Genomic DNA, 26,272 nt, shown 5'->3' on the forward strand with positions numbered 1-26,272 from the left:
ATTTCCTGGGTAGAGCTCGGGAAATCTTCTCTTCGTTAATCCCTTCCCACATCGCGAAAAGGGCGTCTATTTTCTTTCAGATCTCCTCTTTTCAATCTCAAACAATTTCGATTTCGAGTGAGTGATGAAAGGTCGCGTCGCGTGGGGAATTTTTGTATACTTCCGAGCGGTAATCTGTTAATTTTTAATCGCGAAAAGGCTTTGTTGGTCACAGCTCTCGCGGATATTCGCCATGTTAAAATTCTTAGCTGGAATGCTGATTTGTTTGCTCGCCTCAAGCGGATATGGTTATCCGCCGCCGCGAAGCCCGGCCCCTCCTCCGTCCGAATCGCAACTCGAACGGTGGTGGGAGGATCTGGCAAAACAGGAGCCGAAGGCATCCACAGCTTTGTTGAAGCTATCGAGCTACCCAGAACAGACATTAAATCTTTTAAAGAAAAAACTTTATCGTCTGGAGCTGGACGATAAGAGATTCCTCAAGTTGCTAGCCGATTTGGGTTCTAAAGACGAGAAGGTAGCACGGGCAGCGGATGCGGAATTTCGAAAATATGATCCGCGCTTGGCGAAAGATATCCCGAATCTTTTTTTCAAGTCGATGGACGAATTGACCACAATGCGATTGGTCGCAATTCTCGAAGATAAGGAATTTGGCATCTACGAGAAAAAGGGAAAACCTGAGATTACACTGCAGCCCCATGATAGTCAAATCCGGATAACCCTCAGATGGCCGATCAATAAAGAGGAATTCGAAGAAGTCAGTAGTTGGATATTCGCTATTAGTCCGGAGTGGACGGTAAAAAAGGATTGGCAATGCATGCAGCGAGCCATTGCATTACTGGAAATTTTCAACTCCCCGGAAGCTATTGCGATTTTGAAGGATATCGCCAAAGGGCATAAACATGCCGCGCCGACCAAAGCGGCGTTTGAGGTCTTGGGTCGCATGAAGCTGGCCTTGAAGGATTAATTCTAAGAAGATCCATCTCGATGCATCTAGATTGACATTTTTGAAAGATACCTTTCAGCCGCTGAAACAACGAGACTTTGCCATGGGAAAATTGCTCACAGTAATGCTCTGTTGGCTGGCCATTTCGAATGGTCCTGTATATCCGGCCCCGCCTACCGATAAACAATTGGAGCAATGGTGGAAGGATTTGGCGAAAAAAGAGGGAATTTCCTATGTTGCGCTGCTTAAGCTCTCTCAGCATCCCGAACAGACGATTCCGTTTCTGAAGAAGCATCTCACCCGACTGGAACTCGATGATAGGAAACTGAAAAAGTTGCTAGCGGATTTGGGTTCCGGGGATGAGAAAATTGCCAAATCGGCGGATCAGGAACTCCGACGATTCGATCCTCGATTAGCAAAAGACGTGGAGAAGTATTTTGATGAAAAGTTAGATGCGCTGACGCTAGTTCGATTGGTGACAATTTTTGCGGGATGGGAATTTGGGCATTTAGAAAAGAATGAAATTTTACCTCTGGTAACATTTGGCGGGCATCTCGAACATACCGATTTCGTCTATATAGGGATCAAGTGGATAAATAATGAGATGACTATATCCTGTGGTGGTAAAACAGAAAGCTTAAATAATATTTTGGATCAATCCGAAGAATGGCTTCTTCGGTTTCGAGCTATTGCGATTCTTGAGCATTTCGGTTCAACGGATGCTATCGAGATTCTTCAAGAACTTGCCAAAGGGAACAAAGTTGTACGGCCCACCAAGGAAGCCGTTGAAGCCTTGAAGAGGCTGAGATTTTCGTTGAAGGAATAATTTAGCCGGGCTCCTCCGCGCCACCTTACTCCTCCACCGACTTCTGAGCCGCTGTCACTTTCGATAGCTTCGTATACCAGAGAATTCCCCGAAGGATTGAGAATATTCCAAACCCCAGGAATCCAGTCATCACAAAATACCGGCCGTTCGGCCCCGCCATGTTAAACGAAAAGAGAGTAATCCCGATACCCAGGGCCAGGCTCAGACCACCAAGCCCCAGATAAAACAGAGCTTTCTTTTTAATCGCTTCCCGGGCCGCTTCAGGATGCATTTTCAGGCTGATTTCGATCAGATCGCGCAACTGCGCAATGGCCTCTTTCTTCGGTTCGAAAACGAGCGGATCTTCGCTTTCCCAGTCGACCAGTAACGTGGGCTTTCCCCAGAAACTGGGGAAATGAATTCGCGTAATCGCCTCCCCGGCTGAGATCTGAGTTAGCAAGGCGTTTTCGGAATCCAGAATCTGCATGCCCTCAGCTGTTGCTTCCACGTAACAGCGCTTCCCTTGGACCGGCTTCTCCAAACCATCCAGAGGAATTCGCACGGTAGCTTGCCCCGTCGGTGAATCTTTCGCGGCAGTGATTGTGATCTCTTCTTCAGGCAGTTTTTCTGGCTCACCCGCAATTTTGTTCCAGAAGAGTATCGCCACGCCGCCCAAAGTGAGAATGGCCCCGAAGATGATGAATGGAATTTTCGCCTGGGGAAGAAATTCGCCGAACATCACGCCCAGAACGCCAAACCCGATACCACTCAAAATTCCGATGATGGCAAAGACCTTATTCACAGCTGGACTCGCTTGAAAATGACATAGAGAGCGTAAGGAATACGGCTTTCATTTTTGATAGGAATAGACCGAATTCTGTCCATCCAAGTGAGGCATTCCCAGCGAGTGAAGAGAAGTCCAAGTCAAGCTCGGCTGATACGTCGAAAAATCCGCTTCAAAACACTCATTTTTCCAAGGAACCGGAATCCTGGTTCTTTTGGGTAGCACTCGCTTGATGATCCGAATTCTCGAGCTTCCCGATAATCCGCTTCCATAACAGCAGGCCGAGGCCCATCAGAAAAGTGAGTCTGGCTAAAACAAAGAACAGGAGTTTGCCTTCCGGATAAAACGATTCGGCATAGTACCCCAGAACCGCAAAGCTGACTCCCATCGAAATACCCAGGGCTGCAAGGATTTTGGACATAGCCAGGCTCTTTTGAGATTGAATTGCGGAGTTGCACCGCTCAGTAGTGGCTTACGAAATATTAGAGTTCGAAGACTCGAATTGCATCAATTTCCATTCGGGGAAAACATCCAGTTCTACCGACAGTTTATCCGAAGTAAGAAGGGGTTAATATTGGCGAACTGCTTGGGCATTTGGGTAAATTGCGAATTTTAGGCAATAAGATCGACTCCCGCTTCCGGTATAATCACCGTAATTTGGCAATCAGGGCCGAAGCGGAATTGCAAGGCTTTTTAACTCTCCTCGGAATCGAAATTACTGAGTGTACCTTTATGAAGAAACTGCACCTTATCGAATTGGAAAACCGAATCACCCCGGTAGTCTCGGCCTCACTGAACGGCTCCACGCTGAACATCTCGGAGAACGCCGCGAATGACTCCGCTATTGTGGGAACCAACGGCAGTAACATTGAGGTTCGCGATGGGGCAAACAATCTGATCCTGAGTGTGGCTCAGTCCAGCGTCACCGATCTCAATGCCTCAGTAACCCCGGCCGCCAATCAATCGCTCGTCTTCAAAAACGCGCTCAACTTCACCGGCTCGGTGGTCGCTAGCCAGCTCACGACCATTTCGGTCGATGCCGCGTTGTCGGCCGCAAATGTCACTCTTTCTGCGGCCAACTTGAATTTCACCTCACCTATCAACGTCGGTAGCGGCATCATCACTCTCCAGCAGCAGTATGGCGCGAGCCAGGCCGAGAATATCGTGATCGGCGGCACGGCCCAGACCGGGAGTCTGAATCTCGACGCGTCGCAACTGGCCACTTTCACGGCGGGCATTCTCCGGATCGGTCGAACCGACAATACTGGCAACATCACGATCAACAGTCTGACGCTACCGGCCGGCGTGCCGATCCTCTCGTTGCGAACCGGGGGCAATGTCACACTACCAGTGGTCAGCGGCCAGATCTCGACTCTGGTGGTTCCGAATCTGGCCATCGCGGCGGGCGGATCGGTCAGTCTGGATGGGCCGAATGCGGGAAAACTGGATGTGGAAAATCAGTTGGCCATTAGTGCTACCGGCTCTGTCTACGTCGATAATCCCGATGAAACCAGCGGCCAAAATCTGACGATTGGCACTGTGGACGGCATAGCCGGGATACACACTTCTGGGGCCGTCTATCTGAGGGCGGTTAATCAGGTGATCTTCCAGAATCCGATCACTACCACTTCGACGGTGCAGTTGGAAACCGCCCAGTTCATTGGCCAGCCGGGGCAGACGGCCATTTTTGCTTCGGGATTGAATAGCCACGCTAACGCCATTGGCACGCCGAGCAATCCACTCCAGACGCAGGTCACGACCTTTGCGGGAGTACTGGCCTTATCGGGAACTTATCTGGCCAATGTCGGCACTCTGACTATCGGAACGGTACTCGGTGAAAGTGGTGTTCTCAGCATTCGTGGTTTTGGTGGGCCGATCGAGTTTTTCGCTCCTTCTTCTACGACCAGTGATGGGAATCTCACGCTGGTGATTGATCAGCCGATTGAAGATAACATCGTGGTGCATGGGGGCGCGAAGACGAACTCGGTCACGATCAACTACAACCTCGGGGCGACGTTGCCGGGCATGGCTTTCAGCGATGCACCCACCGGCAGCCAGAATAGTCTGACGCTCACCGATACGGGCGATACGACTGCCCATACCTTCTACGGTAGTGATACCGCTGCCGGATTGGATAATAAGAATTTCACGCTGGCGAACATTCAAAGTATCACATTCAACGGGGGCCTTGGCTACGATTCCTTTTACGTTACCCCTTCGATGAATCAGACCGCCTTCTTCGTGAATGGGGGAGGCGCAGGTAATGTACTTCGCGTAGACACGACCGGTACGCAAGGAAGTAATCGGCAGTATACCCAGACGAGCACCGGGAAAACCGGCACCTGGACGTTCACGAATGCCCAGACAATTACATTTACAAATATTGGCAGCTTTGGAGATAACGGTACGCATTACATCGCAGTAGGCGTTGGTATCGGCGGGCCAGGCGCGGTGAACGTCTATTCCGATGACATGACTCAGAAATTCAGCTTCTATCCTTATTCGCAAAATTTTAACGGCGGCGTTGTGGTGGCGACCGGCGATGTCAACGGCGACGGCGTCGATGATATCGTAACCGGGGTGGCGTCGGCCGCCGACCCGCATATTGAAGTCTTCGATGGCGTGACCGGGAAGATGATCATGTCCTTCGATGCCTTCGATCCGGCCTATCGAGGTGGCGTGACGATTGGCTTGGCCGATCTGAGCGGGCAGGGCTACGACGATATTATTGTTGGCGCTGCCGTGGGAACTTCGCATGTTGTAGCGTTCGATGGAAAGACGGGGGCGCTAGTCCAGAGCTTCCTCGCTTACCCGGGCTTTAATGGCGGGGTAACCGTGGCCGGTGGCGATGTCGCGGGCAACGGCTACGACGACATTATTACCGGCACCGGTCCGGGCGGCCCGCCGCATGTGAAAGTGTTCGATGGGAAAAGCCTCGCGGTGCTCAAATCTTTCTATGCGTTCTCGACTTCCTACACGGGAGGAATTTCCGTAGCGGCCACCGATCTGAATGGCGATGGCAAAGCCGACCTCATCGTCGGAGCCAGCGGTTCGAATGTCGATACGCACGTGGTCACGTTCGACGCCGTGACCGGAGCCCAAACGAATTCCATTGAAGCGTTCACCGGCTTCTACGGCGGGGTTCAAGTCGCGGCCAAGGACTTCGATGGCAATGGCGAGGGCGAACTGTTCTTTGTCCCGGGCGCGGGCGGTCCGCCGCATTTAAGAATTATTACCATCCTGCAGGTCGATTCGCCCAAGGAGAATTTGTTCAGCGAGTATGCGAATATTTACACGTTCTCACCCAGTTTGTTGTCGGGCTTCTATGTGGGGTAGGGGGAAAAGTGTTAGCCCGAAACGTCAGTGAGGGCTTTTGGTATGGATTCTAATGCAGTGAGAATACCAGGTGGGTGGAAGTTCTGGAAACGGGAAGTTTCGACTTATTAATGCCCTCACTCACGTTTTGGGCTAACAAAGCCTATGCGGGGGGAAGTTCTGGAGACGGGAAGTTTCGACTTATTAATGCCCTCACTGACGTTTCGGGCTAACAAAGCCTATGCGGGTGGAAGTTCTGGAAACGGGAAGTTTCGCCTTATTAATGCCCTCACTGACGTATCGGGCTAACAACGCAAATCGGGCTAACAAAGCCTATGTGGGTGGAAGTTCTGGAAACGGGAAGTTTCGCCATATTAATGCCCTCACTGACGTTTCGGGCTAACAAAGCCTATGCGGGGGGAAGTTCTGGAAACGGGAAGTTTCGCCTTATTAATGCCCTCACTGACGTTTCGGGCTAACAACGCAAATCGGGCTAACAAAGCCTATGTGGGTGGAAGTTCTGGAAACGGGAAGTTTCGCCATATTAATGCCCTCACTGACGTTTCGGGCTAACAACGCAAATCGGGCAAATGGAGCCAACGCGCGGTCGGACGGGATCTGACTCACTCGTCCGCTAAGAATTGAGTCCCGGCCAATTATCTCGCGCCCGGCCCGAAAATATTTGAATTTTTCACTTCGTCATCAGGTGCCCCCAATTCGATCCCTTTTCTCGCATTCCTTCCCTCTCACGACTCGCTCATCAACCGCCGTTTTATCAGAGTGACTGAAGAGAATTTTCTCAATTTGATTGAGTTCCGCTGATGGCATCAAAGAAATTATGCCGCAGTAGAAAAGCCGGATATTTTTGGCCTCTGGCGCACCAGTTGCGATTAGTAGCTCATCGAGATCAGGAAAATTCATCGCAATTATAGGGGATCTTAAAGTGGCAGCAGTCTTACTCGATGCGGAACCCATCGCAACAGTTAAAGCCCCCGTGCGACGGCCGATTCCAGAAGCCGGTTTGGCCGTAGGGCGACTCTATACCATCGCAAAGCGAACGACCGACATCGTGGTTGCTCTCGGTGCGATCATCGCTCTGGCCCCTCTGGGCTTCGTGGTGGCACTGCTTATCAAGCTGACCGACATGGGACCGGTTTTCTTCGTCCAGAAGCGAATCGGCAAAGACGGTAAAGCCTTCTCCTTCATCAAGTTCCGCTCGATGATCGTGAATGCCGATCAGTTGAAAATGACCTTGAGCAAGCATAGCCATCACGGGGACAGTATCACCTTCAAAATGAAACGCGACCCCCGGATTACCTGGATTGGTTCGATAATTCGCAAAACGAGCATTGACGAACTGCCACAACTGTTCAATGTTTTAACTGGCGAGATGAGTCTGGTAGGTCCGCGACCCGCCGTGCCTTCAGAGGTGGCCCGCTACGAACCCCGCCATAAGGGTCGTCTGGCCGTGCAGCCGGGTATCACTTGCATCTGGCAGGTTCGGGGACGAGGCGACATCCCCTTCGAACAACAGGTCAAGATGGACTTGGAATACATCAACCGTCGGTCCTGGTGGTACGACCTGATACTGATGGTGGAAACGGTTCCCGCAGTTTTAACCGGCCGTGGCGCTTACTAATACACTCGATCTTCATCAGGAGTTTACGACCATGCAAATGACCATGATCACCCCTAGCTACGGTCCCGATTTCGATCGTTGCAAGATGTTAGTCAACAGCGTAAACAAATACGTTCCCGATACTGTCGAACACGTTCTACTGGTGGATCAGCGAGACGAGGCTCAGTTCCAGAAGCTGGCCAGCTCGCGAACCCGGGTGATGACCGTCGAATCGGTTCTGCCCTGGTGGATCATGCGGCTGCCGATGGCTCGACGCTGGTGGTTCAGCTTCAAGTCGATGCCGGTCCGCAACTGGATCTTGCAACAAGTGGTGAAACTGGGTGTGGGCGAACACATCGAATCGGCCAACTACATGTTCGTCGATTCGGATGTATCCTTCATCCGGCCGATGAACCTGGGCGAATTTACCGACGAGCAGGGTAAGCTGGTGCTCTACCGCAACCCGACCATGGGCCGCACGGACATGCATGCCCCCTGGCACATGACCGCCGCGAAGCTGCTCGGTTTCTTCCCTTGCGATTATTTCGGGGCCAACTACATCGGCAATCTGATCACCTGGCGCCGCGACAATCTTCTCATGCTGTACAAGCACATTGAGACGATGACTGGCATGGGGTGGATGGAAGCGATCTGCCGACAGTGGCACCTGTCCGAATATATTCTCTACGGTGTCTTCGTCGAGCACGTCCTCAACGGTCGCGGTCACTTCTTCGAGAAGTCGAACCATTGTGCCGTCAGCTGGGGTCGGGAAATTCACACCGAAGAAGGAATGGAAGGCTTCCTCTCCTCTGTCGAACCCGAACAGTGCGCGGTGATGGTTTCCTCGAAGCAGTATATTCCGGTCAGCTTCTACTCCGATAAGCTCAAGCGATTCGAGCAAGTCTCCAGCCAGATTCGGTGAGACTGTGTTTCAGATCTTTTCGTTGATGATTGTGATCGGGATCCTCAGCCTGGCTTCCCGATTCGGCGCCCAGAAAGCCCTTCTCTATGCCTGGCCGCCCGCCATGCTTTTGCTGCCGGTCTGGATGATCATGGAAGTCGGGTCTCTGACACTCGACTTAAGAACCGTAGCCGAAGTGACCATCCTCGTTTCCTTTCTTCTATTCCCGGAAGAAGCTCCGCGTCTCAAAGTCAATTTCTGCGATCTGGCCGTGCTGTTTCTCTTAGGCGTTCAGGTCGTTTCGCAGTTTCATGCCGGTTCCATCGGACCCCTGACGGTTCCGGAAATCGCCCGCAAATGGCTTCTTCCCTACCTGATGGGCCGGCTCTTTTTCCGCAGTGAAAAAGACCTGACAACCGTGCTGAATATGCTCTGTCCGATGCTGGTCGTGCTCACCGCTCTGACCGTTTTCGAATGCTTCGTGAAAATCAATCCGATCAATAAAGCCCTGGGGATGAGCTTCGGCTTGCTGGAAGAAGGGGAGGGCTATCGCTGGGGCATGAAAAGAGCGCACGTCACCTTCAATCACCCGATTTTCTTCGGGATGATGCTGGTGCTGATGCTGCCCTGGTCGCTGGAAGCAGGCCGGAGGGCCAAAACGGGGGAAGGGCCGCGCTGGTGGCGGCATATGCCCAAACTTTTAGGCCTCTCTCTATTCTGCTGCGTCTCGCGCGGTCCCCAGCTGGCTGGCATGTTCACGGCGGTTGCCTATTTCTTCTTCCGGACGCCAAAAGCCCGCATACCGATGATATGTTCGGCCTGTGCCTTAATTTTCCTGCTGCAGGCGAATAAGGACGTCATCGTCGAATTGCTCGGCAAAGCGGCGGGCGAAACTCAGGATGAGAAAAAGATGATCGACATCGACGGCGAGGAGTACGAGTACAGCGGAACGACGCATCGAATGCTGCTGTTTAAGGTTTACGACAAATCGATTCAGGCCGCGGGATTCTTCGGATTCGGCACCGAGATGAAAGGTGTGGTGGTAGATGAAGAACTGCAGCAGACGTTCGGTTCAATTGATTGTCATTACTTAATGTTCCTGCTGCAGCATGGCTGGTTCGGCGTCGGGGCCTTTGTGATTCTCATGTTGGCGGTTGTTATCAAATTGGGTCGCCGCGCGTTGCAAATTGAGAAACCGGGATCGGCTTTAGCGGCGGGACTCGCCGGAGCTATGGCCGGAGTCGCAATGTTGCTAGTATCTGTGTGGTTTTCCGTTGATTTTGCGGGTGTTTGGATTTTTTCGGCCGGATTGGCCAGCGGTTTGCAATTCCCTCCTTCAACAGGAATGAAAGTGGTTCGAAGTGTAATCACTCCACGGAAAAAGCAAACTAAGATTGAGGCGAAGCCGAGACGGTATCTCACTCCTCCTCGGCCAATCGAAAGAGACACACACCATGCGTAACATCAACTCCCCGAAGATTCTGATCATCAGTCCCGTGAAGGACGAAGCGGAATACCTCGAACGGACGATCAAGTCGATGGCCGCGCAGACTCTTCTGCCCGCTCGCTGGATCATCGTCAATGATGGCAGCAAAGACAGCACGGGAACGATTGCGGAAACCGCCGCTCGCGAACATGGCTGGATTCGCGTGCTGCATCGCGAAAAAGGCCCCCGCCGCGTGGGGCCCGGTGTCATCGAAGCTTTCTACGCCGGCCTGGAAACGGTGGATCTCAACGATTTCGATTATGTCTGTAAACTGGATGGGGACATTGAATTTCAGCCCGGCTACTTCGAAGAAATGATTAGCCGGTTCGAAGCGGACCCCCGACTGGGCACCGCCAGCGGCAAATGCTTCATCCCGGTCAATGGCGAATTCGTCTACGAGCGAACCGGTGATGAGTTCTCTCACGGGGTGGCCAAGCTGTTCCGCCGCGAGTGCTTCCAGGAAATTGGCGGCTTCGTTCGCGAAGTGATGTGGGATGGCATCGATTGCCATCGCTGCCGGATGCTCGGTTGGAAAGCCGTCAGCTATCAGGACGAAGATTTGCGAATCATTCACCTGCGTTTGATGGGTTCCTCGCAGAAAAGCGTTTTCCACGGCCGGATGCGATGGGGCCGCGGCCAGTACTTCATGGGCACCCATCCTCTGTACCTGCTGGGGATCGCCTGCTACCGAATGCTCGAACGTCCCTGGATTCTCGGCGGCATGTGCATCCTGTTCGGTTACCTGAAAGCAGCTCTCACCAGCCATCGACAATACGGCGACGCCGAATTCAAACGCCATCTGCACGCCTGGCAGTTGCGTAAGCTGTTCGCTCCGGTGTTGCGAAGGATTCGCCCGGCGACCGCTGCCATCGCCCTGAAAACGGTTACTCCGGCGTCAGTCAAAAAACCGGCCGCTTCCACGACTATCAAACAGAACGTTGTCCGCGAACTCGAACTGGTATAAATGAACGCACTCGTCACCCCCCCGACTGTTCGCAGTGTACCGTCCCTGAAGATTCGCACTGCGGAAAAGAAACTCTGGAGCGGCATCCGCTGGTCGGCGGCCGCTCAAATTGCTACCATGTTCGTCCGACTCGGTAGCACCTTGATCCTCACCCGACTCCTCCTGCCCGAAGCATACGGCTTGTTCGGTACGATGATGGTTGTCATGACCACCGTCGAGCTCCTCTCTGACATCGGAATGCTCCCTGCACTCCTCAGACATCCGCAGGGTGATCAGCCACGATGGCTGCTCGTGGGTTGGTGGATCGGGTTTTTTCGTTCCGCAGGGATAGCCGCGGTTCTGGTAATGGCGGCCTATCCCATGTCTATGTTCTACGGCCGGCCGGAACTGTTCGGACTGATGGCCGTGGTTTCGCTGCGTCCTTTCCTCCTGGGCATGCGCAGCCCGGCCATGGTCTTGTTCCGCCGCAAGATGGATTACCGGGCTCTGTTCATCGACGAATTTACACAAACAGTCGTCGGTGTCGGCGTCAGCGTGCTGCTGGCCTGGAAGATTCAAAGCATCGGAGCCTGGGCTCTGGTGGTGGGAACGATCGCCGGGGCTCTCTCCGGATTAGTGGTCTCCTACATTCTGGCCCCGTTTCGCGTTCGCTGGCTCTGGGACTGGACCGTCGCCCACGAACTGGGCGGGTTCGGACGAATGGTGTTCCTCAATACTTTGGTGATGGCCTTCTGGCTGGGGTTGGATCGCTTCGTCGGACCCTGGTTCGTCAGCTTCGAAGCGATGGGTTTTTACATTGTCGCCATGAATCTGGCAGCCGTGGCCGAAGGGCTCCTCACCCGCGCCACCGATGTCTATTTCTCGTCCATTTTGCAATCTCCGAACGAAGCGGAACGGGCCCTACGGCATCAGAACTATGTCAATAAGCTCTGCAGGATCGGGATGCCCTTGGGGTGTCTGGCGGCCTTGTCGGCCCCGCTCGCCGTGGCCATTCTTTACAAGCCGAACTTCGCCGAATGCGGATTGATTCTGGCCGTCTTGCTCGCGCGACTACTGCCGCGGGCTCTGGGCCAGCTCGATTTCCAAATGCTCCTGGTTCGGGGTACGCTGCGGCCCTCCATCAGCGCCTATCTCCTCGGCGGTGTGGTGCATGGGGCCATGATCCCGCTGATGATGCACTGGCTGGGAACGGTGGGGTTGGCCATGTCCTGCCTGCTTTCGACGGTTGTGGTCACCTTCGTGCAGAATCATTATTCGGGCTTGGATGATGGGAAGGGCAGCCGACGCTTGATGCTCTCCGTTCTCTGGGGAGCCTGGGGAATTGCCGGAGCAGCCGGGCTGGCAGTGCTGCTGATTCGCTAACTGACTCCGACGATTTTGGAATCGCCGGAGAAGATATCGAGATCGATATCGTAGCGTTTGATCTTCCGATAGATGGTCGCCTGGCTAAGGCCGATCATCGACGCGGCGTCCCGCACATTACCCCGCGTCTGCCGCAAAGCTTCTTCGATCGCCTGCTTTTCCACTTGATCGACCAGCCGCATTCCGTCCTTGCCCGAGGGCGAGGGGAGAGTGAATTCGAACTGCGACGAAGTGTTCACACAGGGTTCGACCGGCTCGGCGAATTCCACGTGAGCGTTCGAAGGGGGCCGTTTGACGTCCAGTTTCTCCGAAAGCACTTCCTCCTGCAGCATATCGGGACCGACTTCCCCGGTGGGGCTGAGAATCGCCATTCGTTCGACGAGGTTTTCCAATTGCCGAACATTGCCCGGCCAATCGTAGGAACTCATGGCGGTCAGCGTTTCCTGTCGGAAATGCAGATCGACGCGACCGTAACTGAGCGCGGCACGCTGGAGGAAGCGGGCGGCCAGTTGCGGAATATCTTCTTTGCGTTGCCGCAGCGGTGGAACGCGAATGGGCACCACGTTCAGGCGATAGTAAAGGTCTTCGCGGAATTGCCCTTCGCGGACCCGTTCGAGGAGATTTCGATTGGTTGCTGCGATGACCCGAACATCGACCTGCACCCGTTTGGGACTGCCGACGCGCTGCACAGTGCGTTCTTGAAGGAAGCGCAGAATTTTGGCCTGCAGAACGACATCCATTTCGCCGATTTCATCGAGAAATAAAGTGCCGTTATCGGCCAGTTCGCAACTCCCCGCCTGCGATTTGTCGGCCCCGGTGAAGGCCCCTTTTTCGTGGCCAAAAAGTAAGCTCTCGGCCAGGTCGCGCGGCAGAGCGGCCATGTTGATTGGTACGAAGGGGCCGCTGGCTCGACGACTGAGTTCATGGACGCTCTTGGCGACCAGTTCTTTGCCGGTACCGCTCTCGCCCAGAATGAGGACCGAGGCATCGGTCTGGGCCACACTGCGAATCAACCCGACGACCTGTTGCATGGCCGGGCTGTCGCCGAGGAGTTTGATGCCGGTCGGGGCGGTTTGAACGTACTCTTCCAGTTCCTGGATGCGGCGATTCATCGCCTGCTTTTCGACGGCGTGCTTGATCGAGACTTTCAGTCGATTCAGATCGGGTGGCTTGGTCAGAAAATCGTAAGCCCCCAGTTTCATGGCCGCGACGGCGGTATCGATCGAGCCGTGCGCGGTCAGCAGGGCCACCATCAGATCGGGGGCCAGTTGAAGTAGCTGCGGGAGCAATTCCAGGCCGTCGGTGGTTCCGAAACGCAAATCCAACAGCAGGAGGGTGGGCTTATAGTTCGAGAGTAAAGCCAAAAGGGTACGTTTGTCGTTGGCAATTACAGTGCTGTACCCCCAGCCTTCAATATGACGTGCCAGTAACACCGTGACATCGGTGTCATCATCGGCGATCATGACCAGGGGAGTCGTGGGTTTCATTAATTCGCCAGCTGCAATGAATCGATCTGCCGGAACCCAAGGGGGGTACGGTAGCTCGATTCCGAGATTACTACACAGCAAGCTTAACTTTTGTTTGAGCCCCGTGCCGAAAAAATGGCATTTTTTCAGATAAGAGCAGAATTGGTAGCGGAAGGAGTGGGATTTTCCCATCTAAAAGGAGACTTAACTTCTCCCTAGCAGAGAAAGGAATCTTTCTCTGCTAGGGAGAAGTTAACAACATGCCTCGGGGCTGAGGTACAACCCCGGGGAATGCGAATTTTCAATTACACGGCGATTGCATTTTTGGCCCGTTTGGAGCGGTTTCGGCGGACCCACACCAGGGAGCCGATTCCCGCCACCGCCAGAATCGAGGTCGGTTCCGGCAGCGGAACGAATTCCAGTAAGATCTCCGTCTGGGTCGAATCCAACGACAGGTAGAAATTGCCGCCGCCCAGGTTGTTCTGGAATCCGGTCGTGTCGATCTTGAACAGATTGTTGTTGAAAGCCGAGATACCACCTCCGAAGTCGGCGATCACCCAGGTACGAACCTGGGTGTTATCGAAGCCCGAGATGGCCCCAGCCGTATTCGTAGCAGTCAAGCTGTTCACTTTAATGGTGATGGAATTCGTACCCGCTCCGTTGAATGTGAGCGAAGAACTCCCCGTTATCCCCGCCAGCTGATTGTAGTTAGTACCGGCTACGGGAGTGGAAGTCCAGGAGTTGATTCCCACGACAAAAGTCCCCCCGTTGATCAGGGAATTGGCAGCCGACAAGATACCCAGAGTGGAATCGGGTTTGATAGTCCCCGTGGAGGACAAGGCAAATCCTGTGGGGAGCGATCCCGAACCTATCAGAGTACCGTTGGAGTTGATGGCGACTTGACCGACACTGCTTACGGAAGAACCGGCCCCTACTGTCAACGTCCCGTTCACCAGTAAGCTGGAGCCGGTGGTGTAACTTGCACCACCGGTTACCTGAAGACTCCCAGAAACCTTCGACAGGTTAGAGATCGCGGCGAAGGTGGCGGAACTGCCCGAAAGGATAACCGTGGTGTTGCTCGCGATAGTGCCGATCTGTCGAGTGCCAAAATCGAGCGTCGCGTTGTTCACCTGCCAGGTACCATTTACGAGGAAATTCGTGGCAGAGTTGAAGTTCGAGAGATTCGCCGAGTTATCGATCGAAAGCGTTCCTCCCGTCACGGACACGGTTCCGGCGTTAGTGAACGTCATGTTCGCGGGTACAATCAGGTTCGACGATGGGACATTAACCGTTAAGGTGCCCCCGCTGGCGATATTCAGGGCTCCGGTCGTACCGGCGTAGCCGGAGAGCGAAGTGCCCGTCGTAAAAATGGTCTGGCCGGCGATCGTCAGAATTCCCTGCGAGCTAATGGCTATCGAACCGCTGTTAGTCGACGACGCACTAAGAGTGAAATTCGCGTTCTTAATCGTTAGAGACCCGGCGTTCGTGAAGGTCATGCCGGTGGGGGCGGTAATGGTGTTTCCACTCGCATCGACGATCAGACTACTCAACGTGTTCACGGCCAGAGTGCCGGTACCGGTCAGGGTCGTTCCCGTGGAGAACGTCGTGGTGCCCCCGATGTTGATCGTGCCACCGCTTTGAATGTTGAGAGTGCCGGTGTTGGTGGCGACGGAGTTGATTGTCAGAGACCCGCTTGAAATTAATATTGTCCCGCTGTTGGTGAACGTTAGAGCCGCGTCGAGCGAGGAGTTCCCAGTGCCACCTGATTTCGAGAATAGGCCAGCGTTCGTGAAGGTCGGCGAGCCACTCGTCACGACGATCGAGGAATTGTCGTTCAACTGAAGCGTTCCCGCGCCGCTGATGGATAGGGATCCATTATCCGTAAAATTGATATTCCCATTGGACCAGTTGAAGATCCCGTTATTGAGCAGCACATTGCCGGTCGAGATATTTCGGCTATAGGCGGAACTCCAAGTCCCGCCGCCGTTGGCTTTGATGGTCACTGACCCATCGATGGAAGCTTGCGAGTTGTTCCAGTTGAAGGCACCGTTAACCGTGAGGATCGCGGTTCCCGCAACGCTGGAAGGGACGGCGGAAGTCGGTGCGATCAAACTGAGATTCGCGGCCGAACTCACGTTGGCATTGACGCTGATGAGTCCGGAGTCCATGGAGATTGTCCCCAGATTATTCTGGGAATTGATAATGGCTCCTGAGTTCAGATTGAGCGTCCCGCCATTGATGTACAGGTTTCCGCTCGTCGTTCCGAAGTCCATCTTGGCGCCGAGGTTAATGATGCCGGGGCTTTGCAAAGTTTGGGTTCCAGATCCCATGGTGAGACTGCCCTGAATTCCAATAGTCAGAGTCGTCTGCAGGATACCGCTGGACCAGGACATTGTCCCGAAGTTGGAAACCGTGATGGACGAGCCACTTCCCGCGATGGTACCGCCGTTGAAGGACAGTGCTCCCATGGTCTGAAACGTGGCTGCTCCGCCGAGATTCAGCGTGCCGCTGGTTTGGTTAAAGGTTCCCGCCGAAACCGTCAGGGTACCGACGCCGAACCCTGAGGTGGAACCGGCGTTACTGAGCACCGTGGCCTGACTGTTGGAAATGGTCAAACTGTTCGCCGACTGGAACGAACTAATGGTCACGGTGTAAGGCGTTGTGGTTCCCACGCTCACAATGACATCGTTCGAGGAATTCGGCACCCCTGCGGGAGTCCAATTGCTGGAATTCCAGTCGCCGCTGACGGCCGTGCCCCAAGAGTACGTTTGAGCCCTCAGGGAGCCGCTGGCAACAAAAGCTAGGGAGAGGGTTAGGGCAAATCTGCACAAGTAACGTATCATTCCAAACCTGTGGGAAAAAACGATTAAGCAGAATAAGTAAGGTAGACCGCGTCAGTCTACGTAACGATTTTGCCTTCTTCTAGTTATTTGCAAGCCGATTATTGAATTTTCGAAGAAGCACGCAGTTATAATCCGTACGGCCCGAACAGGCATATTCGGCGATATCACTACAGATGACGAAAGCGGTAGACCCAACGCTTCCGAAATAATCCCCATAAACCAAAATTTATCTTCAAAGCAGAGCCCGAGTATCACTCCTTGAGGTCTAAAATCACCAAATCGTTGGTCGGTCGGCCGTCCTTGCGAAAGCCGGTCGCGTTCATCAGTAACTTTTTGTCCACGACGTAGCCTTGAAAATCCGAAGCCCGGAAAGTGCCCTGCACGGCCTCCGTAGTGTGAAATTCCAGCCGGTTACCGATCAGGTTGCCGGTGAATTTCATCGAGCCGGCGCGGGTCTGAGTTATCACGCCGCGTAATTCGCCCTCGGCCCGTTCGAACTGCACCGTAATGTGGGCCGTGACGTTGCCCTCCTTGCGAACGCCGACCCACTTGGAATCTTTCTCCAGATGCTTGCGACCGGGGATCTGTTCGTCGAACTGCTTTTTCTCCTGGACCAGTTGTTTGGCCAGCTCCAGCTTCTTTTCGCCCAGCGCCTGAGCCATGCGGCGGTCGTAGAGTTTCATCACCGGTTGCTGAGCCTTGTGAACCTTTTCCGCATAGTTGTAAAGGGCCTGCAGGTACTCCTCGGAGCGCGGCAGCGTACCTTCTTTTTCGAAGCATTCCCGCTCGCGGCCGAGCCGATCGAGGATGGCAACTTTCTCGGAGGGTTTCAAACCTCGGGTGTTTTCCACTCGATTTATTTCCGCTTTCATTGCCTGATAAAAGCTGCGTGCGGCGGCCTCCAGTGCTGTCGAATACTTCTCCTTGGCCTCGGTCAATTCCGTAGTGCTCGGCCCCTGGGCTCGCAGGCTGCCCACGGCAAAAAAGATTAACGTGATCGTCCATTTCTGCATGCGGGCGAACTCCGATTCGAGAGCAAGCAATCGGGGAGGAACAGGAGGTAGATCCGGGGACCATGCTCGCAGACGAAAATGCACAAGTCAACAAAAAATAAAATTTGTTTTAGGAATATCGCTGTTCCCGCGAACTCTGGCAATTTTGAGGAGTTCTGCAGCGGCGGCTGAGCCGGAAAATAGCCGTTCAGGAATTTACTTAGGGGCCTTCGCGCGGGTACCCTTGGAGATTAGAGCGTTATCGAGGTATACTTAAATTCGCGAAATGAGCTTGTTGGAATACTCTCTTAATTTTTCAGCAGGGCAGATCGGTTCCAATAAAAGTATTCCGAGTTCGAAAAACGATTCATGCAAATATCCAAAATCCTCAGCCGCCGACGCTTTCTGGGTGCCTCCGTCACAACGCTGGCCGGGCTGGGAATCTATGGCTGGCAAGTCGAGCCGCACTGGGTGAAAATCGTCGAGCATCCCCTTCCCTTGAAGGATGCCCCAGGTAGCTGGATCGGTCGGCGGATCGTACAGATCTCCGATCCGCATGTGGGGGCTCTGGTCGATTCCGATTATCTGATCTCCGCACTGAAAAAAGTCAACGAGCTGAAGCCGGATCTGGTCCTGGTCACCGGCGACTGGATGAGCTGCTGGAATCGGGATGTTCCAGTCCCTGAAGTAGCACGGGTATTCGCTCACCTCGATAAGCCGCCGTTGGGAATCGTGGGAATCCTGGGTAACCACGATTACGGCGGGGAAAATCGGAACGACGTCCGACTGGCCGACCGACTTTCCGATCAGTTAGCGGCGGACGGAGTTACGGTACTCCGGAATCAGGCGAAAGAAATTGATGGGGTGACATTCATCGGTTTGGATGAGTATTGGGCGCACCGCTTCGATACCAAACCGGTGGCCGATCATTTGGGGAAGCCAGGACCCAAGCTGGCATTGGTCCACAACCCGGATACCTGCGATTTGCCGCAATGGTACGGATACGACGGCTGGATTTTCTGCGGTCACACGCACGGTGGACAATGCAAATCGCCGTTTCTGCCCCCGTTTATTCTGCCGGTCCAGAATCACCGCTACACGGCGGGAATCTTCGACCTCTATGATGGCCGGACGCTTCACATCAATCCCGGTTTGGGCTACGTTCGAAAAATCCGATTCAACGTCCGGCCGGAGATCAGCATTTTCACTGTGCAAGCCGCAACGTGAAAATGACATCAGGGTTCAGCAGACCGTGGCACTGACCACTTTACGCTTGCGCCGCCACACGAGGATTCCCACCAGGGCACACCCCATCAGGAGCACGTGGGCCGGTTCCGGCACCGGGATGAACGCCACCTGCAAAGCATCGCTGGAAGCGTGGATGTACTGAACCAGCGGTGTCCCGGCGTATTGGCCGGTGATATTGAACAGGCTGGTGACATCCCCGGCTGTCAATCCCGTGATGCTGGAGTACTGGGCGAACGTGTAAACCTGCGTGGTGCCATTACTGGAACCGGTCGTGAAGGCGTTAATCTGCAGATTCAATTTATTGGAAGTGCTGATTCCAGTGAGATCCAGCACGGCGCCCGTGCTACCGACGATCACGTTATTATCCACACCCGGATTGGGATTGGTCGCACCGTTGTTGTAATTGAGAACAAAGGTGCTGCCGCCCGCCATCACCACATTTCCCGTGGTCAATTTCCCGGTAGTTGAAGGGGCCAGGGTGCCGCCCCTCTGTAGGGTCAGGGCGGAACTGACCGTGCCGGTACCGGATAACGTTCCGCCCGATGTAACGACCGTATTGCCCGTGCCGTTGATTGCACTACTGACGGTGTAATTGCCACTGATTTGCAGGGTGGCGCCACTGCTGACAATCGCTTTGCCGGTGCCGGTATAGCTGCCGCTGACGACCAATGTTCCCTGATTGATGAGGGTGTTGCCGGAGTAAGAGTTGGCGGCCGAAAGATTGAGCGTGCCCGACCCGGTTTTCAGCAGGTCGGCATTACTGGCCCCGGTAATCGCACCGGCCAGGACCGTACTATCGCCGCCCGCTCCGCCGATGACCCGAATTTCGCGCAATTGGTACGGGATGGCGGAGCCATTATCGAGTTGGATCGGGTTGAGAAAAGTTAAGACGGCATTCGATTTGGTGGAACCGAAAATCAGGGCGTAGCCGTCGCCAACGAAGTTGGTGGAATTCCATTGGAGAGTGGAGGGAGTTGCGTTCCCACCAATGTTCACGGAAGCGTTGCTGCCGAAGGCCGAGAATCCGCCACTGCCGACTTCATTCGTCGTACCCGCCCCCCAGGTGACGTTGCCAGCCGCCGCCCCAAGTCCGCGAGTGAAGTCTGCCGAACTTCCGGTGCCATTGGAGCCGTTTTGAATCTCGAGAACTCCACCAGTCAGCGAGATTACGCCGTTACCCGAAGATGTGAAGCCGACTTGGGCATTATTCGCTCGGACCGTGCCGCCGGCGATGACGAAACGGTTGGTGGTAGTCAGAGTATTTTGGCTGGTCGAGCCGGAGAGAACTACGAAGCCCGGTCCGCCGAAGGAAGTCGGATTCCCCGCATTGGCGACCTGCAGACCACTGATGGTCAATGTCGTGTTGGGGTTGTTGACATAGATGTAACGGGTTCCGGATCCGCCGAACAAAGCCGTGGAATTTGCGGAAATCGCGTAATCGGTTGCCCCATCGAGCATCAGGGCGTTGGTGGCGAGGTTGGAAGCGCCTAGCGTGAGTGTGAGTCCCGCGGCGGCTGGGGTGATACGCAGCGAGCCATTGGTAATCGTCGCGCTGGGGTTGCTACCGGTGCCATCGGGATTGAACTGCACGCGATCGGTCGCGGCATAGGTCTGCAATTTACTGGGATCGCTGGCAGTCTGCGTCGGAGTGGCGCGAACAATGCCATTCGTTGCATTCCAGGTGGCAAAGTCAGTACCGCCTGCATCCGTGACGATGGCATAGCCGAAGGTGCCACCGCCCGAAGTGTTCGAGAGAAGGCCGTTGGCTCCCAGGAAGGGGGTACCTGCGAAGGTGATGCGTGCCCCATTAACATCGCCCAGGTTTCCCGTGGTGGCGATAAATTCGTAAATCCCGCGCGTTCCCGGTCTCGTGGTGAAGCCCGCTGCCGAATTCGCGAAGACGAGCGTGGTCGCTGCTCCATTCGGGGTGACTTTGAAACTGTTGACGCCGCCGATCGTGTTCGCACCGGCCGAGAGGGAGCCCACGTTGAAGGTGGTTCCCGAGGAGTTCCCGATCAACTCAAAAGTCCCGCCGCCTGTGACCGTCACCAGATTACTCGTCGCGGAACCGAAGCGAGCGATATTATTCACCGAATTGTCGACTTGCAGATAGCCGCCACCGACCACGATATTCCCCAAGTTGGTAGTGGCGGTGGAAGTTCCTTTGAAAACCAGCGTGCTGCTGGTGTAAACGTTCAGATTGAGAAGCGAGGTAGCGCTGGATCCGGAGAGGGCGGGGCCGTTGAGATTGTAAGTCGCCGGGCCGTAGGTGGAGATTCCCGTCGATGCCGTCCCCCCGACGGTAAGCGTGCCGCTACCGGAGAAGTTCCAGCCGCCCAGGTTTTGATTCGGGGCGAAAGTGACGGAAAGTACGGCTGTGGCCGAGTTCAACTGAGGATCGGATACTGTGGAACCATAGCTGGAAGAGTTGATGGAGAAAAGAGCCAGATCTGCGGTCGAGGGGGGCCCGCCGGCCGGGCTCCAACTCGTTCCGCTGGTCCAATCGGTGCCCAGATTGTTCCAGGTGTAGGTGGCTGCCTGGGTCGATTGGGATAATCCCAAAAGAATGGCGAGGGAGGCTAACGATCGCTTTCGGGATAATTCGAATTTCATGTAGCTCAGTCCAAGTAGGATTAAACCGTCAGGTCCTTAAAGGTAAATTTAAGTTAGCGGTAATCAGGATTGACCGAGTGAAGACTGGATGAATTTTAAGTTAAGCTTACTTTTGGTTGTGTTGCTTTTGGCGCGTCGCACAACAGCTACAAAAGAGAACCACCCGCCTTTTGGCGGGTGGTAAGGGGTAATTGGTGTGATGTTCGACCTGAGGGATAGAAAGGAGACTCGATCGACCGTCGGGGGGGATGACGGGGGATTTCGCCGGGGGGAGGCTTGATCCCAGGGATCGGTCTTTTCCCGAAAACCATCACTTTATAGGGGGGAGTGATAACTTTCGGTGTCTAACATTCGGGGGGGAGTGTTATGACGAAAGAATACATAGCAGGGCTCGTGCCAAAGCCCGGAGAAATTTTGGTTCTGAATTGTAAGTGTAGATAGAGAAAGGGTTTGCAGTGCGTTGGCTTGCTCGGATTTTAATAACTGAATGCGGCTTTTGAAAAATCTACATCCCTTTCAGGCTTGTAACAATTGCAATTATTGCAAAGCTTACTCCGGGACTCAATGCGAAGGAGTCCTAAATGATCGGGACTCCCCGTTGAAAAGCTGAATCGCAAACTTGGGGGAAATAGACAGTTTGGGAAATTGAATGTACAGTGGGCCAATCAACCCATCAGGGAGCCCGGGGTGTATTGACGCTCTCCCGCCAAGGGGGCGGCCAGTCCCAACTGACGGAGAACACGAGTATTTTCGAACTCGAGACCGACGAGATGGCCAATATCGAGAACCAGCAAGGATTCCTGAAGCGATTCTTCGCCAGTCGTTTGCTTGTGGCGGGATCGTTGGATCACCAGAAGCGCTCGCTGATCGGGGAGCAGACAGATAGCGTCCGCACTAACTCGCCCGCTGGTGATCCGCGGTGCGTAAACTTTGTTGCCACCACCCATAATGTGGTCCGGGCCGGGCGTTTTGACAGAGGCATCTGCAGCGACAATTGCAATACAGGGGCCATGCCACGATTGGCTTTCGCCGAAGATTTTGATGAGAAGTCCCAGGTCCATGATGCGAACTCGGAGAAAGGGTCGATACCGGTACAGTTCAGTTCTCAACTGTAACATAATTTTTGATGCTAGGATTAACCCGTAACCATTTCATATCAGGAACTTGTGAAAATTCCCTTGCGCGGGAAGCGATAAAATGCTAGGAACTCCGGCGGAAACTCCGTCAGCGGTGCAAAGGCTCAGGCTGCAGAAAAAATCTGGATCTCGGCATTCAGACAATCTTCCCAAGGTTTCCCGGATTGCCTTGTTTGCTTTATCCTTACAATCGGACCTGTTTCGCTTGCCCGATAACTTTATCTCACCCGATTTTTGCTTGTAATCGGTTCGCGCGATATATATTTTCAATGAGACTAATAAGAATGCACTTAGATGGGCCTCGCGGGAGTTTGCATCATGATTCGCTCTGCCACACCGATTCGATTTGGCTTACTCGTCGTCGTTCTGTCCTTGGCGGCTCAACCCGTTTTGGCCCAGGAAAAGGTCGATACCGATAAGATCATGCTGGCCATCAAGGATTTGGAAAAATCACTGACCGAACAGAAGAATAAGCAGGATAACAGCAACCTGAATCTGCTCAGCGATATCTCCGCCTTGAAGCTTCGGCTGGATAAGCTGGAAACCGCATTGTCCGCACCACCCAAAAACACCGATACTTCCAAGAAAATCGACACTTCAAAGCTCGATTCGGTTGCGAACGAGGATCTCAAGAAGCAAATTGAAGATCTGCGAAAAGAAAACCTGGAATTGAAAGAACGGCTGCGAACCCAGTCGAAGCGAATCGACACCACGAACGTAGCCAAGCCGGGCAAGATTCGTTTCGTAAATCAGTATCCCACCGAAATGACCATTGTTGTGAATAGCCGCCGAATCGACCTCAGCCCATTCCAGGATATAACGGTCACGGTTCCGGCAGGCAGCTTCAACTATCAGGTTCTCCAAGTTCAGGAATTCATGCAGACACGAACCGTTAGCGAAAACGAAACTTTCGAAGTGAACATCAAATAAATTTCAGAGGACTCTCCCGGGAAAATTCTCCGGGAGAGCTCCGTTTATCTTCCCTTTCTCGCTTGCTGTAGCCCATAATTCCAGCGACAATCAATAGATGTACCCTAGGCTCGCTTCCGGAGACCGGGCATGGCAAGTCGTTCGTCGTTAGGAATTGCTTTTTGCTGGCTGGCTCTGGCCACGCTGTGCGGTTGTTCCCCGACAGTCCAATCCCAGGAAAAACCTCGCGCCATCCAGGACGCCATTCAACGGGGGGCGGCCTACCTCGAAGCTTTCTACAGCACGGGGGACGACTTTAAAACGGGCGATCATCCGGTAGGGATGGCCGCGCTCTGTGGCTTGGCGTTGCTGGAATCCGGAATCAAAAAGGATTCCGCTGCGATTCGAAAAATCACCAGCTATATTCGCGAACAGGCCCTGCAGCAGACCACCACCTATGAAATCGCATTGATATCCATGTATCTGGACCGTCATGGGGATCTCAGCGATCGACCGACCGTTCAATTTATGGGCGTCCGGCTTCTAGCGGGTCAGACCGGCATGGGCGGCTGGAGCTATTCCTGCGGCGAGGCCCTGCCCCCCGCCGAGATGCGCAGACTGCAAACCAATTTTGCCGGTGGAAATTCTGAACTCAGCACTCCCGACGCCAAAGAAGGGGATAGCAAAACTCCTCGTAAGAAGGTCGATCCCAACAAACCCGAAGTTGTGACCAAGCCTAAAGATAAACCCACCCCCACGGAAACCGGCCCCAGCACCTTGCATCCCGATGTCGAAAAATACCTTCGTCTGGTGAATAAAAACCCCCGTTTCGATAATTCGGATGGCGACAATTCCAACACGCAATTCGCGATAGTCGGGCTTTGGTGCGCGCGGCGGGCCGGTCTGAACGCGGATAACGCTTTGAAAAAAGCTGAAGCGAGATTCCGGAAAACGCAGAGTGGTGACGGCGGCTGGAGCTACATCGGCGCGGATCGACAGCAGTCCACGCCATCGATGACCTGTGCCGGCTTGCTGGGGATAGCCCTGGGTATGGGGACCGCGGGTTTGGATCCCACGGGCAACGCTTCCTTGCGAACCCAAAATGCCCCAATTCCCTTGAAAAAAGACGGTACGGAAGAAGCAAAGAAACAGAACATCAACGATCTCGCATTGAAAGCCGGCCTGTTGCGACTCGAAGCCCACATCCTGCAGAACCAGAACGGAAACAACAATGCGCTGATCGATAACTGCTACTTTCTCTGGGGTCTGGAGAGAGTTTGCATGGCACTCGGCCTGGATCGCGTCGGTCGGGTCGACTGGTATAAATGGGGCGCCGATCTGTTGGTGCGTTCTCAACAGGCCAACGGAGCATGGGTGGGCGGCAGTTACGCCGGCGCTAAAGAGGAAGTGAATACCTGTTTCGCCTTGTTGTTTCTGAATCGGACCAACCTGACCAAGGAATTGACCAAGAGTCTTCGGGTGAAAAATGATTTGAATACTCCGTCGGACTCGGCCCCGAAGACGGGAGGCAAAGAAATCGCGAATACTCCCCGCACCAATACTCCCATCCCGGTTCGGCGGGAGAATATGAACCCGACACCGGTACCGAAAATCAACGAAGATCTATTCAGCCTCGAAGCCAATCGATTGCTGCAAAAACTGCTGCAGGCTCCGCCCGGTTCGCGCGCCGCGGTGCTGGAGGAATTACGCGATTCCAAGGGAAGCGTTTATACAGAAGCCTTGATTCGCGCGGCGGCTCAAGGTCCACAATCGATGCTCGGCGATATTCGCGAAGCCCTGGCTCTTCGTCTGAAACGGATGACCCGTTCGACTCTTCAAGAGATGCTGAAGGATCCCAATAAAGAGATACGACTCGGAGCGGCGCGGGCTGCGGGGATGAAATTCGATCTCGAACTGGTGCCGCACCTGATCAATGTGGTGACCGATACCGAAGATCTGGTTGTGCAGGCTGCCCGGACTTCGCTGAAAACTCTCACCGGACAGGACTTTGGGCCGCAGCCGCTAGCCTCGGCCGATGAAAAATTGAAATCGCAGGGGGACTGGAAGGCGTGGAAGAAGTAGAGATTCCTCCCGCGACGGGAGGCTAAGTCCCCCGCAACAACCAGATTTTTACCATGCCAGCCATCCGGATCGAAACCCTTTCCAAGCAATATTCCAACGGTACGGTGGGCTTGAAGCCGTGCACTTTTGAAATTCATTCGGAGGAATGTCTGGTCCTGACCGGACCTTCCGGATCGGGCAAATCTACCCTGCTGCGATTGATTGCCGGGTTGGAAAAAGCCTCCACCGGCAAGATTTTTTTTGATGGTCAGGAAGTCCAGAATCTTCCGCCGCACCAGCGACAACTGGCGTATCTGGCTCAAAAGCCGGCCCTGTTTCCTCACCTGAACGTGCGAGAGAATCTGAGCGTCGGCCGCGAATTCGAGGAGAAGCGCAAGCCGCGGGTGGAACGGCTTTCGAACGTGAAGATTCAAGGAATTGTCGAGGAAAAAGCAAATTCCTTACAGATTGCCGATCTTCTCCAACGGCGGGTTCACGAACTCTCCGGCGGAGAACAACAGCGGGTGGCGCTCGGGCGGGCCTTGGTTCGCGGCGTCAAATTGTGGCTACTGGACGAGCCGATCAGTCAACTCGATTTTCCGCTTCGGCAGAAATTATCCGCGGATATTCACTTGCTAAAACGCTCGGAAGGCATCACAATAGTTTATGTAACACACGATCCCCTAGAAGCGAAGGCACTTGCCGACCGCTTGGGTGTCCTGGAAGAAAATTCCCTCCGGAAGATAGTATCTCCGGAAGAAATTTTAGTTTCCTCGGGACAACCATCGGTCTTTTTTCGTTTTTAGAGGATCAGCTTCCCGAGTAA

General features: G+C 54.1%; 19 protein-coding genes. 12 read left to right on the forward strand and 7 right to left on the reverse strand.

The window, feature by feature from the left end:
* Positions 1 to 232 precede the first annotated feature (232 nt).
* Both KIH39_RS24020 and KIH39_RS24025 read left to right on the forward strand, forming a co-directional pair.
* Entirely contained in the window at positions 233 to 964 is a 732-nt protein-coding gene (locus KIH39_RS24020) for a hypothetical protein (protein WP_213496258.1), read from the forward strand.
* 40 nt (positions 965 to 1,004) lie between these two features.
* Positions 1,005 to 1,769 carry a HEAT repeat domain-containing protein gene (locus KIH39_RS24025; RefSeq protein WP_213496260.1) on the forward strand — a complete coding sequence of 255 codons (765 nt, stop codon included), beginning with the start codon at positions 1,005 to 1,007 and terminating at the stop codon, positions 1,767 to 1,769.
* 25 nt (positions 1,770 to 1,794) lie between these two features.
* Here the strand turns inward: KIH39_RS24025 and KIH39_RS24030 are convergent, their stop codons facing one another.
* Positions 1,795 to 2,550 carry a hypothetical protein gene (locus KIH39_RS24030; protein WP_213496262.1) on the reverse strand — a complete coding sequence of 252 codons (756 nt, stop codon included), beginning with the start codon at positions 2,548 to 2,550 and terminating at the stop codon, positions 1,795 to 1,797.
* Positions 2,551 to 2,713: 163 nt separating this feature from the next.
* Positions 2,714 to 2,953, reverse strand: coding sequence for a hypothetical protein (locus tag KIH39_RS24035; RefSeq protein WP_213496264.1), 240 nt, complete (start codon positions 2,951 to 2,953; stop codon positions 2,714 to 2,716).
* Positions 2,954 to 3,264: 311 nt separating this feature from the next.
* Between KIH39_RS24035 and KIH39_RS24040 the strand changes: the two genes are divergently transcribed.
* The 6 genes from KIH39_RS24040 (at position 3,265) to KIH39_RS24065 (ending at position 12,178) form a co-directional block, all read left to right on the forward strand.
* Positions 3,265 to 5,868 carry a beta strand repeat-containing protein gene (locus tag KIH39_RS24040; RefSeq protein WP_213496266.1) on the forward strand — a complete coding sequence of 868 codons (2,604 nt, stop codon included), beginning with the start codon at positions 3,265 to 3,267 and terminating at the stop codon, positions 5,866 to 5,868.
* A 922-nt stretch (positions 5,869 to 6,790) separates the two neighbouring features.
* Entirely contained in the window at positions 6,791 to 7,486 is a 696-nt protein-coding gene (locus tag KIH39_RS24045; protein WP_213496268.1) for a sugar transferase, read from the forward strand.
* Between the two features lie 31 nt (positions 7,487 to 7,517).
* Positions 7,518 to 8,387: a DUF6492 family protein gene (locus KIH39_RS24050; protein WP_213496270.1), complete on the forward strand. Its 870-nt coding sequence runs from the start codon at positions 7,518 to 7,520 to the stop codon at positions 8,385 to 8,387.
* A 4-nt stretch (positions 8,388 to 8,391) separates the two neighbouring features.
* Entirely contained in the window at positions 8,392 to 9,828 is a 1,437-nt protein-coding gene (locus KIH39_RS24055; RefSeq protein ID WP_213496272.1) for an O-antigen ligase family protein, read from the forward strand.
* A complete protein-coding gene (locus tag KIH39_RS24060; RefSeq protein WP_213496275.1) occupies positions 9,821 to 10,816 on the forward strand; it encodes a glycosyltransferase in 996 nt (331 codons plus the stop codon). Before KIH39_RS24055 ends, KIH39_RS24060 begins: the two co-directional genes overlap by 8 nt.
* Complete coding sequence (locus tag KIH39_RS24065; RefSeq protein WP_213496277.1) at positions 10,817 to 12,178, forward strand: oligosaccharide flippase family protein; 1,362 nt, start codon at positions 10,817 to 10,819, stop codon at positions 12,176 to 12,178.
* On the opposite strand, the gene KIH39_RS24070 is transcribed toward KIH39_RS24065, so the two are convergent.
* The 3 genes from KIH39_RS24070 to KIH39_RS24080 form a co-directional block, all read right to left on the reverse strand.
* Complete coding sequence (locus KIH39_RS24070; RefSeq protein WP_213496279.1) at positions 12,175 to 13,665, reverse strand: sigma-54-dependent transcriptional regulator; 1,491 nt, start codon at positions 13,663 to 13,665, stop codon at positions 12,175 to 12,177. The two genes, KIH39_RS24065 and KIH39_RS24070, sit on opposite strands and share 4 nt — an antisense overlap.
* Before the next feature lie 284 nt (positions 13,666 to 13,949).
* Positions 13,950 to 16,487: a beta strand repeat-containing protein gene (locus KIH39_RS24075; protein WP_213496281.1), complete on the reverse strand. Its 2,538-nt coding sequence runs from the start codon at positions 16,485 to 16,487 to the stop codon at positions 13,950 to 13,952.
* Between the two features lie 251 nt (positions 16,488 to 16,738).
* Positions 16,739 to 17,500 carry a hypothetical protein gene (locus tag KIH39_RS24080; RefSeq protein WP_213496283.1) on the reverse strand — a complete coding sequence of 254 codons (762 nt, stop codon included), beginning with the start codon at positions 17,498 to 17,500 and terminating at the stop codon, positions 16,739 to 16,741.
* Positions 17,501 to 17,848: 348 nt separating this feature from the next.
* On the opposite strand from KIH39_RS24080, the gene KIH39_RS24085 reads away from it, so the two are divergent.
* Positions 17,849 to 18,706, forward strand: coding sequence for a metallophosphoesterase (locus KIH39_RS24085; protein ID WP_213496285.1), 858 nt, complete (start codon positions 17,849 to 17,851; stop codon positions 18,704 to 18,706).
* Positions 18,707 to 18,721: 15 nt separating this feature from the next.
* On the opposite strand, the gene KIH39_RS24090 is transcribed toward KIH39_RS24085, so the two are convergent.
* Both KIH39_RS24090 and KIH39_RS24095 read right to left on the reverse strand, forming a co-directional pair.
* On the reverse strand, positions 18,722 to 21,340 hold the full coding sequence (locus KIH39_RS24090) for a beta strand repeat-containing protein (RefSeq protein WP_213496287.1): 2,619 nt from the start codon (positions 21,338 to 21,340) through the stop codon (positions 18,722 to 18,724).
* 665 nt (positions 21,341 to 22,005) lie between these two features.
* The gene (locus KIH39_RS24095; protein WP_213496289.1) at positions 22,006 to 22,401 is read right to left on the reverse strand and encodes a hypothetical protein; all 396 of its coding nucleotides are present in this window, start codon (positions 22,399 to 22,401) and stop codon (positions 22,006 to 22,008) included.
* Between the two features lie 393 nt (positions 22,402 to 22,794).
* Here KIH39_RS24095 and KIH39_RS24100 point away from each other — a divergent pair, with 393 nt between their 5' ends.
* The 3 genes from KIH39_RS24100 to KIH39_RS24110 all read left to right on the forward strand — a co-directional run bounded on the left by KIH39_RS24100 (position 22,795) and on the right by KIH39_RS24110 (position 26,252).
* On the forward strand, positions 22,795 to 23,406 hold the full coding sequence (locus tag KIH39_RS24100; protein WP_213496290.1) for a hypothetical protein: 612 nt from the start codon (positions 22,795 to 22,797) through the stop codon (positions 23,404 to 23,406).
* Positions 23,407 to 23,535: 129 nt separating this feature from the next.
* Positions 23,536 to 25,467 (forward strand): HEAT repeat domain-containing protein, encoded by a 1,932-nt coding sequence (locus tag KIH39_RS24105; protein ID WP_213496292.1) that lies wholly within the window; start codon positions 23,536 to 23,538, stop codon positions 25,465 to 25,467.
* Positions 25,468 to 25,520: 53 nt separating this feature from the next.
* On the forward strand, positions 25,521 to 26,252 hold the full coding sequence (locus tag KIH39_RS24110; RefSeq protein WP_213496294.1) for an ABC transporter ATP-binding protein: 732 nt from the start codon (positions 25,521 to 25,523) through the stop codon (positions 26,250 to 26,252).
* Positions 26,253 to 26,272 lie beyond the last annotated feature (20 nt).

Source organism: Telmatocola sphagniphila (genome assembly GCF_018398935.1).
Taxonomy (GTDB): domain Bacteria; phylum Planctomycetota; class Planctomycetia; order Gemmatales; family Gemmataceae; genus Telmatocola; species Telmatocola sphagniphila.